The organism is Rhodospirillaceae bacterium, assembly GCA_002746255.1.
Lineage (GTDB): Bacteria > Pseudomonadota > Alphaproteobacteria.
In genome coordinates, this window is the sequence record NVWO01000027.1 from 1 (window position 1) to 11,672 (window position 11,672).

The window sequence follows — 11,672 nt, forward strand, 5'->3', positions numbered from 1 at the left end:
GAGGCCGTCGGGATGCGCGACGCGCGCTGTGCCGAATTGGCCGACGGGCTGCTCGCCTTTCTTGCCGACCGTCTGAAGGTGCATCTTCGTGACGAGGGTGTGCGGCACGACCACATCGCCGCCGTTCTGGCCCTGACCAAAGAGGACGACCTGGTTCGTCTGCGCGAACGTGTTGCTGCGTTGCGCGCGTTTCTGGAAAGCGAGGATGGCGCGAATTTGCTGGTTGCGTATCGGCGCGCGCGCAACCTTGTCCATATCGAAGAGAAGAAAGACAGCGCCGGTTACGACGGCACCGTCGTCGAGGCGCAGCTTGTCGAAGCACCGGAGCAGGCGCTTTATGCGCGCCTTCAAGACGTGAGGAACCTGGCTGAGGTGGCCCTCAAAGGCGAAGAATTCGAAGTGGCGATGGCGGCGCTTGCCCGCCTTCGGGTGCCGGTCGATGCCTTCTTCGACGACGTGAAGGTCAATGTGGACGACAAGGCGTTGCGAAAAAATCGTCTGCACCTGCTTGGTGAAATTCGCCGCACCCTGGAAACGGTCGCCGATTTTTCAAAGGTTGAAGGATGAGGCTGGGAAAGCCAAAAGCCCGGTGGGTTTACGCCTTTGGGGGCGGTCACGCGCAAGGCAATGCCGGGATGAAGGATTTGCTCGGCGGCAAGGGGGCGAATCTTGCCGAGATGAGCAACCTTGTCCTGCCGGTTCCGCCCGGCTTTACGATCTCGACGGAAGCGTGCACCTATTATTACGCGAACGGCAGCGCCTATCCGGAGACTCTGGTGAAAGAGGCGTCGCGCGCCCTGCGCCGGGTTGAGAAAATCGCCAGGGCAAAATTCGGCTCCGGGAAAAATCCGCTCCTTCTTTCCGTCCGTTCCGGCGCGCGTGCGTCCATGCCCGGCATGATGGATACGGTTTTGAACATCGGCCTCAACGACGAGACGGTTGTGCAACTAGCGGCGTCAAGCGGCGATCGCCGTTTTGCCTATGACAGTTACCGGCGCTTTCTCCAGATGTATGGCGACGTTGTGCTGGGCGTTCCCCATTACCGGTTTGAGGATTTGCTGGACCTTTACAAAGAGGAACGCGACCTCACCCTCGATACGGATCTGGGGGCGGAAGACTGGGAGGCCGTCGTCCTTCTTTTTAAGCAAAAAATCGAGGAAATACGTGGTGCGCCCTTTCCCCAGGTGCCCATGGATCAGCTTTGGGGCGCCATCGGCGCCGTGTTCGGCAGCTGGATGAACAAACGCGCCATCACCTATCGTCGCATTCACGGCATTTCGGAAGCCTGGGGAACGGCGATCAACGTGCAGGCGATGGTGTTTGGCAACATGGGGGCGGATTGCGCGACCGGCGTTGCTTTTACGCGCAACCCGTCAACGGGCGAAAAAACGTTTTACGGCGAATTTCTGCCGAATGCCCAGGGCGAAGATGTTGTCGCCGGCATTCGCACGCCCCAGCCCATGACAACGGCGGCGCGGCTTCTCTTCGGGGGCGAGCGTCCCTCGCTTGAGGAATCCATGCCGGATGTTTACGCGCAGCTTGCCACCATCTGCGACCGTCTGGAATCCCACTACCGCGACATGCAGGACATCGAATTTACGATCCAGCGGAAAAAGCTCTGGATGCTGCAGACCCGCACCGGCAAGCGAACGATGGCGGCGGCCTTAAAGATTGCTGTCGACATGGCGGAAGAAGGCCTGATTACCCATGAAGAGGCGATCCGCCGGATCGACCCGGCCGCCCTCGATCAGCTTCTGCACCCGACTCTGGATCCAGACGCCGAACAGCAGGTCATTGCGACGGGGCTTCCGGCCTCACCTGGGGCCGCGTCCGGCAGGCTTGTCTTTACGGCGGACGAAGCCGAACGCGATGCCGCGCGCGGACATGACGTCATCCTTGCGCGCGTCGAGACAAGCCCGGAGGACATTCACGGCATGCATGCCGCCGTTGGCATTCTGACCTCCCGGGGCGGGCTGACCAGCCACGCGGCGGTCGTTGCGCGCGGCATGGGGCGCGTTTGCGTTTCCGGGGCCGGTGAAATCCGGATCGATGCGAAGGCCGGTGAAATGCGGACCCCGGACCATGTGTTGAAGCGTGGCGATGTGGTGACGCTCGACGGCACGAAAGGCCGCGTCCTGCTCGGCAAAATTGCCATGCGGCACCCGGAACTTTCCGGGGACTTTGCAACCCTGATGGGCTGGGCCGATAAAATCCGCCGGTTGCGCGTGCGTGCGAACGCGGAAACGCCTCACGATGCCAGAATTGCCCGTCAGTTTGGTGCGGAGGGCATCGGCCTTTGCCGGACCGAACATATGTTCTTCGACAAGGAACGCATTCTTGCCGTCCGCGAGATGATCTTCGTCGAGGATGCACAGGCCCGCAAAGTGGCTTTGGCGAAAATTCAGCCCATGCAGCGGGATGATTTTATCGAAATCTTTCGGATCATGGCGGGGCTTCCGGTGACCATTCGCTTGTTGGACCCGCCGCTCCATGAATTTCTTCCAAAGACCGAACCGGAACAGATGGAACTTGCCGAACGCCTTGGCGTGGACCTTGCCGCGATTCGCGCGCGCGCGGATCAGCTCTACGAGGTGAACCCGATGCTGGGGCATCGCGGTTGTCGCCTTGGCATTACCACGCCGGAAATTTACGAGATGCAGGCGCGCGCGATTTTCGAAGCCGGCCTTGCCGCCGCGAAGGAAACAGGCGAGGCGGTGGCGCTGGAAATTATGATCCCGCTTGTGGCGACGCGCGAGGAGTTTGATTTTATCAAGACGCGGATCGATCGGGTCGCGGTCGAGACGGCCTATGGGCGACCCTACCATGTCGGTACGATGATCGAATTGCCGCGCGCTGCCTTGCGTGCCGGTGACATTGCCAGATCAGCGGAATTTTTCAGTTTCGGTACGAACGATCTGACCCAGACGGTTTTTGGCATTTCACGCGACGATGCCGGCGCTTTCCTGAAGACCTATCTGGAAAAGGAAATTCTGACCCGGGATCCGTTCGCGACCCTGGACCGCGAAGGCGTCGGCGAATTGATCCGCATTGCCGTTGAACGTGGCCGCGCTGTTCGTGACGACCTTTGCTTCGGCGTCTGTGGCGAACATGGGGGCGATCCGGCCTCGATTGATTTTTTCGAACGTGTCGGCCTCGATTATGTTTCCTGCTCGCCCTACCGGGTGCCGATTGCACGGCTGGCGGCGGCGCGCGCGGTTCTGGACGCCCGCTAAAGCCGCAGCCACGAAGGCGGCGTTGGCGTAAGCTGCGCCGCCCCAGCCTGCAAGGCAGTGCCTTCCTGCGCCGCTTTTTCCACCGCGTCCAGTTGCAGCAGCGCCAGGCCGATGTCGCCGCAGACCGATGTCAACGTCCCCACGTCGCGGTCCGCCAGTTGCACCAATGTACCGGGCGCAGGCGGTTTGCCTGCAAGCGTCACTGGCAACAGGCGTTTGCGGCTTAGGCCGCGATGTTTCATCCGTGCCGTCACTTCCTGGCCGACATAGCAGCCTTTTTTCCAGTCGATGCCGTTCAGTTCGTCAAAGCCGTAATCCAGCAACAGGGATTTTTCCGGCACCAGATCGCGGCTGCCATCGGCAAGGCCAAGGCCAATGCGAAAACGGTCGTATTTGTCAAAATTGGCAGCAACAAAACCTTCGAAATCGGGCGTGGTGCCGATGGGCAAAATCGCGCGCGTGCCCGCCGCCGCCAGCCTTGGGTCAACATAAAGACAGCCGCCCTTGAAGGTGCGCGCCGCGCCGGCTGTTGCGTCGAGGTTAAGGGCGGCAAGGGCGCCCTCGCCAAACAGCGCGTAAACGCGAAATTCCCCGGTGACGTCGGCAATCAAAATGTCTGCGCGCAGCTTGTAAAGCAGCAGCCGCTTTTTTAAATCGGCAAGCCGTGCCTTCTCAGCCTCCAGATAGACGCAATCCCCCATCTGTGCCACGAAGAAATCATGGAGGTATTTTCCCTGGGGCGTCAGCAGGGCGCCATAAAGGGCGCGCGTTTCAGATGCCTTGTTGATGTCGGTCGTCATCAGGCCTTGCAGGAAGGATCGTGTGTCCGCACCGGCAATTTGCAAAATTCCACGGGCTTCAAGAAGGGTGACGGAAGGGGGCATGTTTGGAAATCTCCGGTCTTCGGGTCATGGGCAGATGGCCGCCCCAGTGTAGGCGCGCTTTTCCCGCGAGATCACAAGGCCGACACGAATTGCGCCAAAGCCGTTTTTTTTACGGCTTCGGCTTCCATTCCCGGGCCAACTTTTGCGCGTCGGCAATCTGCGCGCGTGTCATTTTTTTTGCAATCCGGTCCCGGTTCTTTGCGGCCTTTGTATCGCCCTGCGCTGCGGCAAGGTTGTACCACATATGCGCCCGGGCAGCGTCCTTGGAAACGCCACGGCCTAATCTGTACATGACTCCGAGGTTGTTCTGCGCTTTTGCATTCCCCTGTTCTGCCGCTTTTTGGGTCCACTTCACGGCCTGGGCAGCGTCCTTGGGAGCGCCTTTGCCTTTGGCGTACATAAGCCCGAGGTTGTTCTGCGCGCCTGCATACCCCTGTTCCGCCGCCTTGCGATACCACTTCACGGCTTCGGCAGCGTCCTTGGGAACGCCCTGGCCTTGAGCGTACATAAGCCCGAGGTTGTGCTGCGCGCCTGCATCTCCCTGTTCCGCCGCCTTGCGATACCATGTCACGGCCCGGGCGTCGTCCTGAGGAACGCCCAAGCCTAATCTGTACATGACTCCGAGGTTGATTTGCGCGTCTGCATCCCCCTGTTCCGCAAGCGGTTTCAATAGACGAAACGCGGTTGCATAATCCCCGCGATTATACGCCGCTACCCCATCATCGAATGGATCCGCATATGCCGGGGTTGCACCGCCCAAAACGACGCAGACCAGCAAAGAAAAGAGTGCGGCGAGGATTGTTCGTTTCATGTTCACTCCCTGGAAAAACGTCCCCGAGCTACCAGCAGGCCCACCAATGAAAATGCGGCCCCATGAAAGCCCTGCGGATGGGGGGCAGATAGCCGCCCCAGTGTAGGCACGCTTTTCCTTCCCGCAAGCCCCGCTTGGCAAGAAGAAGTGGGCTTCGTATAAATTGCCGATGACACGGGTTCTTCAATGCCTTGCCGGGGCCGAACATGGCGGTGCCGAAACCTATTTCGTGAGCCTTGTTCTGGCGTTGCACGAGGCGGGCCTTGAACAGCGCGTCGTCATGCGCCCGAACCGGCTTCGCCGGGCGCGGCTGGAAAAGGGTGGGATTATGCCGGTTGAACTGCCCTTTGGCGGGATTTTCGATTGGCGGACGGGCCGGGCCTTAAGAAAAGAGGCCGAGGCCTTTGGTGCCGATATCGTGCTTAGCTGGATGAACCGGGCTTCGGCAAAGGCCCCGCGCGGGAATTACGTCCGCGCCGCGCGTCTTGGCGGCTATTACAATCTGAAATATTACAAGTCCTGCGACTGGCTGATCGGCATCACGCCGGGCATCGTCGATCATGTGGTGGAAAACGGCTGGCCGCGGGATCGCGCCATTTACCTGCCGAACCACGCGACGCCGGAAATTGCGACGCCGGTGTCGCGGGCATCCCTGGACACGCCGGAAGACGCGCCGCTGCTTTTCTCCCTCGGGCGGATGCATCCGGTGAAAGGCTTCGACGTGCTGTTGACGGCTTTGCAGCAGGTGCCGGGGGCCTATCTATGGCTGGCGGGCGAGGGACCGGCACGGGCCGAACTGGAATCCCTTGCAAAACGCCTTGGCGTCGCGTCGCGGGTGCGCTTTCTTGGCTGGCGCGAGGACAAGGCGGCGCTGTTTGCCGCCGCCGACATCGCCATCTTTCCTTCCCGCTATGAACCTTTTGGCACGGTGACGTTAGAGGCATGGGCCTATGAAACCCCCCTCGTTGCGGCGGCCAGCGCCGGGCCTGCCGGTATCATTACGAATGAACGCGACGCGCTGCTTGTCCCCATCGACGACGCCCCGGCCATGGCCCACGCGCTCAACCGGCTGGTTGGCGATCCGGCCCTGCGCGACGCCCTTGTCGCTGGCGGCAAGGCAACCTTCGTTGCCAATTTTACGAAGGCGGCTGTCGTTCGCCGCTATCTGGATTTCTTTGAACGGATCAAAACCTGATGTGTGGGATTGCCGGTGGTCAGGGCAAGGATGGCAACCCGCCGTCGCCGGGCGTTCTGCGCGCGCTGACCGACGCGCTTGGCCATCGCGGGCCGGATGGCCGTGGCCAATATGTGAACGGGGCCACTGGCCTTGTCCATACGCGCCTGGCAATCATCGATCTGAAGACGGGGGATCAGCCGCTTTTCCATGCGGCGGGGCCGGTCCTTGTCGCGAATGGCGAAATTTACAATTACGTGGAATTGCGCGCCGGGCTTTCGGACGTTGCCTTTCAGACGGCTTCGGATTGCGAGCTGCCCTTGCACCTTTATGTGAAAGAGGGCTTAGGCTTCGTCAACCGGCTGCGCGGCATGTATGGGCTTGCGCTTTACGATCCAAAAGAGGCGCGCCTGATTCTGGCGCGCGATCCGTTCGGGATCAAGCCGCTCTATTACGCGCAAACGGCGGCTGGTTTTTTCTTTGCGTCTGAACCCCAGGCCCTGATTGCGGCGGGCATCGTTGCGCCCCATGTTCGCGACCAAAGCCGGAACGAACTTCTTCAGCTTCAGTTCACCACCGGCCCGGCGACAATTTTCGAAGGCATCGCGCGTGTGCTGCCGGGGGAAGTTCTGGTCGTTGAGAAGGGCCGCGTCGTGCATCGCGAAAGACACGCCGCGCTGCCCCCAGGCGGGCCGGAAAAAATAGACGAAGCAACCGCGCTGCGCCGTCTGGATACGGTGCTTGCCGACAGCGTTCAGGTCCATCAGCGTTCCGACGTTCCCTATGGGCTTTTCTTTTCTGGCGGCATCGACTCATCCGCCATCCTGGCTCTGATGGCGGAATGCAATCCGCGTCCGGTGGCAACCTTTACCGCCGGTTTTCCCGGCACGCGCACCCATGACGAACGCGCCCACGCCAAAAAGCTGGCCCGGCTTGTTGGCGCGGAACATGTCGAGGTTGAATTTTCGGAGGCGGATTTCTGGACATCGCTTCCGGAAATTGCGGCGGCGATGGACGACCCGGCGGCGGATTATGCCATTTTGCCAACCTGGAAACTGGCGCGCGAAGCCAGCCGCGACCTGAAAGTCGTGCTTTGCGGCGAGGGCGGCGACGAACTGTTTGGCGGCTATGGCCGGTATCGAAGCGCCATGCGTCCGGCCCTGTTTGGCGGCAGAAAGATGCGCCGGCGCGGCGTGTTCGATGGCCTGGACGTGCTGCGCGCACCGATGACCGGCTGGCGCGACGGGATCGCGGCCGCCGAAATGGCAAATGGTCTGGAAGGCCGGACAAAGCTGCAAATCGCCCAGGCGGTCGATTGCGCGGATTGGCTGCCCCATGACCTGCTGACCAAGCTGGATCGTTGCCTGATGGTTCACGGGCTTGAGGGGCGAACGCCCTTCCTGGACCGTGATGTGGCAAACGCCGCCTTTCGCCTGCCGGACCGATTGAAGGTCCGTGGCCGGTTGGGAAAATGGCTGCTGCGCAAATGGCTTTCGGAAAAATTGCCGGCGGCAAACGCTTTTTCGGAAAAGCGTGGTTTTACGGTGCCCGTTGGCGAATGGATTTCGAGGAAGGGCGCGCAGCTTGGCCCCCTTGTCGCAGCCGACCCGGCAATCGCAGAGCTTTGCCGGCCCGACGCCGTGACGGCACTTTTTCGAAAATCGGATAAACGCGCGGGCTTTGCCGCCTGGCTGCTTCTTTTCTATGCGCTCTGGCATCGTCAACGCATCGCAGGCCGCCCGGCCGATGGGGATGTCTTTGAAATTCTTGCGGAAAAACATTAGGCAGGCGACATTGTGCGGACTTGGTGCGGGTCTTGGTGCGAACACAGGGAATTTTGATGACGGATAGCTTTGATCTCGTGCTGCGTGGCGGCATTTGCGTAACGCCAAAGGGCGTTCTTCCTGGGGATGTCGGGGTAAGGGACGGAAAAATTGCCGCCATCGGCGATCTGGGTTCGCAAAAGGCCGAAACGACGATCGATGCAACCCATCTTCACGTCCTTCCTGGTGTGATCGATGGCCATGTTCATTTTCGCGAGCCGGGCCTGGAACACAAAGAAGACATCGAAAGCGGCAGCCGCGCCGCTGTAAAGGGTGGCGTGACCACCGTTTTTGAAATGCCGAACACAAAACCGGCGACCGTCGATGCGGCGACCCTTGCCGACAAGGTGGCAAGAACGAAAAACCGCGCCTGGTGTGACATTGCCTTCTTCCTTGGCGCGACAGAAGAAAATGTCGACCAGCTTGGGGAACTGGAACGGCTGCCCGGCGCCGCTGGTATCAAGCTTTTCATGGGCTGTTCAACCGGGTCGCTTCTGGTGGCTGAAGACGAAGGGATCGAACGCGTGCTGCGTTCCGGCTCGCGGCGTCTGGCCGCCCATTGCGAAGACGAAGACCGTCTGAAGGCGCGCGCGCATCTTGGTGTGGAAGGGGCTCACCCACGCGTTCACCCCATGTGGCGGGACGCGGAAAGCGCGCGGCTGGCAACCCAGCGTCTTTTGACATTGGCACGTAAAGTTGGCCGCAAGGTGCACGTGCTGCATGTAACGACGGCGGAAGAAATGGCGCTTCTGGCCAATGCGCGCGATTTTGCCAGTTCCGAGGTAACGCTCCAGCACCTGACCCTTGCCGCGCCGGAATGTTATGAGCGCCTGGGCACCCGGGCCCAGATGAACCCGCCCATTCGCGACAGCGCCCATCGCGACGCGTTGTGGCGCGCCATTGCTGACGGCATCGTTGATGTCGTCGGATCGGACCATGCGCCCCATACTCTGGAAGAAAAATCGAAGCCCTATCCGCAAAGCCCTTCCGGCATGCCGGGTGTGCAAACCCTGGTGCCGATCCTGCTGGACCATCTGCACAAGGGGCGGCTGTCTCTCGAACGCTTTGTCGAGCTGACAAGCACGCGCGTCGCCGCGCTCTATGGCATCACGGGCAAGGGCGCAATTGACATTGGCTATGACGCGGATTTCACCATTGTCGATCTGACCGCGAAACGGCGGATCACGAATGACTGGATTGCCAGCCGGGCGGGGTGGACCCCCTTTGATGGCATGGAGGTCACCGGCTGGCCGCGCATGACAATTCTGCGCGGAAGGACCGTCATGCGCGAAGACGAAATCCTTGGCCGGGCGTCCGGCGAACGGGTTCGTTTTGAAGACACGCAAGCGTGACGCACGAAAGCATGACGCATCATCGCGTCTGAAAAAAGAAATGACGGCATGGCAGAGAATTTTGCGGCGCTTGTCCTGGGCGACGTGCCGGGGCTTGCCTCTTGCGTAAAGAAACCAGACGTATCAAGCCAGTAGAAAGACTATTGCAATCGAACTGCATTCGAGAGACGGTAACAGCCTTGGGTCGAGGCGGGGTTTTACAACCCCTCAGGCGCCACCTGTAACCGCCTGCCCTTGGGCGGCATCTTAGATAAGGGTGCGGTGTGGCGCACAGCATAGAAACATGGAGACACCCATGCGAAAGTTAATCACGATCGCGACCGTCTTGTCCGTCATGGTGGCCCTTCTTGGCACGGTGTGGATTGTGCGCACCCTTGGCGAGAAGGACGCGGCGGACGCCCTTTTTTCTGAAAGTCGCGATGTCGAAGACCTTGCGCGTGCGGACGATGGCAAAATTGATCCCCTGAAGCTCGCCTATGCCAATTATGAAAAGGGCGCGCTGGTAAAAGCGGCGAAGCAATATCAAGAGCTCGCCGAAAACGGCGATCCCGTTGGACAGCGAAACCTTGGATTCCTTTACCAGCGTGGCCATGGCGTCAACCGGAACAATGCGACAGCCATGATGTGGTATCTCAAGGCCGCCGAACAGGGGCATCGCGCCGCTTACAACAACATCGGTTTTCTCTATGTCGCTGGCCTGGGTGTTGAACAGGATTTTGTTCAGGCGCATCTCTGGTACACGAAGGCGGTGGTTGCCGGCAGCAAGGAAGGCAAGCGTCTGCGCAGTGTGATCCAGAAAAAGATGACGGACGATCAGGTTGCCGCGGCCGAAAAGCTCGAGATGGAAAACGGCCTGAAAGAGGAAATTTTCTGAGTTTGCTGCGCGCCGCGAGGTTCCGGCATTCAAATCAATCGTTGCAAAAAGGGGCCTTTGGGCCCCTTTTTTTACGCGGCACCCACGTTACGCGGCACCCACGTTACGTGGTTTTCATGTGGGGGAAGGCTTGGGTCAGGGGCTGTGGTAAAGCCACCAATGGGTTTCGTTCAGGGAATAGACGGGCTGGTAATGCCGGACGGTTGTGGCCGGAACAACGCTATGGATCTGGTTGTCGAGAAGGTAGGGCTGACCCGCCATGTAAACGACCAGCACGGCGTGGGGAATGCGCAAATTCAGGTCTTGCAGGACGACAACACGCAAATCTTCATTGGCAAAGCCGAGAGCGCGAAGGGATAGAAACTTCGCAATCGCATAATCTTCGCAATCGCCGCGGCGGCGTAAATGTTCGCCCGGCATGGCCCAGTAATCCGAAACGCCGTAATTGATCGGGTCCGTCAAATAGGAAACACGGTTTAGATAGCGATTGACGGCTTCAATCTGGGTCGGCCGGCTTTGGCCGCGCAAGTCTTCCAGAAAGCGGTTCCATTCTTTCAGGTGGCAGCGGTTGAAGAAACTTTCATCGCAGCTTCCTTCGGCAAGATCCCGCCCTTTGAAGTAACGTTCCAGCGTGTCTGTCCATTTTGAAAAGGCGGTGAGATTCGTTGAGGCAGTCGCCTGCTTTCCGAAAAGCATCCGTTCTTCCATCTGCGCGGCGTGGGCGGGTGCGGCCCAAAGCATGGCCATTGGCAGTGCCAGAGCGGCTGCCACCGCCACTGCGCGCAAGCGCATGCCTACATATGTGCGTCCCGTCATGTTTCCCATGCTGCTTTTCCTTGCCGTCCCGGCTTCGCCATTTGGGGCACCCCGGCTGGGGCATCCCGGCTGGGGCATCCCGGCGCGTTTCAGGGCATTAAGGTGAGGCTAGGCGGGCGTTTTTAAGAATTTCCTAAGGGATCGTGGTTAATTTCCTGGGGACTGGCGGCGTTTTGTCGGCAGGAGGAGGCAGGTGCTTACATGACGGCAATGGCCAAGACGGATGCGGCGACGCCGGGTTCGGCCAGGATGGGTGTGTTGCGCCTGCCTTTGCGCAGCATCGCGATCTGGCTGGCACTTCTTCTGGTCTGTTTTGGCGGGGTCTTCGGCATTCTCAGCTTCACCGAGGAAGGGCGCGCGCGCGACCTTCGCGCCTGGCAAAGCCGTCTGCACATTCTGGCTGACGGGCGTGCCGCCGCCGTCAATGCGTGGCTTGGCTCCCATTATGCCCGCCTGGGCGAACTTGCCGACAACGCCTCGCTCCAGCTCTATTTAACGCAACTGGGATTGGCGAAAGGCGACGGCCAGACAAGTCCCGCCATCGAGGCCAGCCGTGGCTACCTCTACAACCTCCTCCTTGCCACGGCGGAACGCGAAGGGTTTATGGCGGCCCCGGTGGGGTCCGACGTCGCGGCCAATGTCCGGCGCGTCGGTGTTGCCGGTCTGGCCCTGCTTGGACCGGACGGCAGAATCCTTGTGGCGACG

The 11,672-nt window shown here is 60.3% G+C and carries 10 protein-coding genes; 7 read left to right on the top strand and 3 right to left on the bottom strand.

Annotation, left to right across the window (positions count from 1 at the left end; genetic code table 11):
* The first annotated feature begins 12 nt into the window (after nt 1–12).
* Nucleotides 13–567, top strand: a complete 555-nt coding sequence (locus COA65_09950; protein ID PCJ56992.1) for a hypothetical protein — start codon at nt 13–15, stop codon at nt 565–567.
* Nucleotides 564–3,233, top strand: coding sequence for a pyruvate, phosphate dikinase (locus tag COA65_09955; GenBank protein PCJ56983.1), 2,670 nt, complete (start codon nt 564–566; stop codon nt 3,231–3,233). The genes COA65_09950 and COA65_09955 overlap by 4 nt, the downstream gene beginning before the upstream one ends.
* Here COA65_09955 and COA65_09960 read toward each other — a convergent pair.
* Nucleotides 3,230–4,117, bottom strand: a complete 888-nt coding sequence (locus COA65_09960; protein ID PCJ56984.1) for a glycine cleavage system protein T — start codon at nt 4,115–4,117, stop codon at nt 3,230–3,232. The genes COA65_09955 and COA65_09960 overlap by 4 nt on opposite strands.
* A gap of 109 nt (nt 4,118–4,226) precedes the next feature.
* Nucleotides 4,227–4,928 carry a hypothetical protein gene (locus COA65_09965; protein ID PCJ56985.1) on the bottom strand — a complete coding sequence of 234 codons (702 nt, stop codon included), beginning with the start codon at nt 4,926–4,928 and terminating at the stop codon, nt 4,227–4,229.
* Nucleotides 4,929–5,097: 169 nt separating this feature from the next.
* Here COA65_09965 and COA65_09970 point away from each other — a divergent pair, with 169 nt between their 5' ends.
* The 4 genes from COA65_09970 to COA65_09985 all read left to right on the top strand — a co-directional run bounded on the left by COA65_09970 (nt 5,098) and on the right by COA65_09985 (nt 10,151).
* The gene (locus tag COA65_09970) at nt 5,098–6,123 is read left to right on the top strand and encodes a glycosyl transferase (GenBank protein ID PCJ56986.1); all 1,026 of its coding nucleotides are present in this window, start codon (nt 5,098–5,100) and stop codon (nt 6,121–6,123) included.
* Nucleotides 6,123–7,886, top strand: a complete 1,764-nt coding sequence (gene asnB, locus COA65_09975) for an asparagine synthase (glutamine-hydrolyzing) (protein ID PCJ56987.1) — start codon at nt 6,123–6,125, stop codon at nt 7,884–7,886. Before COA65_09970 ends, asnB begins: the two co-directional genes overlap by 1 nt.
* A 56-nt stretch (nt 7,887–7,942) precedes the next feature.
* Entirely contained in the window at nt 7,943–9,277 is a 1,335-nt protein-coding gene (locus COA65_09980) for a dihydroorotase (protein PCJ56988.1), read from the top strand.
* A gap of 283 nt (nt 9,278–9,560) precedes the next feature.
* Complete coding sequence (locus tag COA65_09985; GenBank protein ID PCJ56989.1) at nt 9,561–10,151, top strand: hypothetical protein; 591 nt, start codon at nt 9,561–9,563, stop codon at nt 10,149–10,151.
* Nucleotides 10,152–10,286: 135 nt separating this feature from the next.
* Here the strand turns inward: COA65_09985 and COA65_09990 are convergent, their stop codons facing one another.
* Entirely contained in the window at nt 10,287–11,045 is a 759-nt protein-coding gene (locus tag COA65_09990; protein PCJ56990.1) for a hypothetical protein, read from the bottom strand.
* Between the two features lie 123 nt (nt 11,046–11,168).
* Here COA65_09990 and COA65_09995 point away from each other — a divergent pair.
* A partial coding sequence (locus tag COA65_09995) for a hypothetical protein (GenBank protein PCJ56991.1) occupies nt 11,169–11,672 on the top strand: 504 nt, incomplete at its 3' end.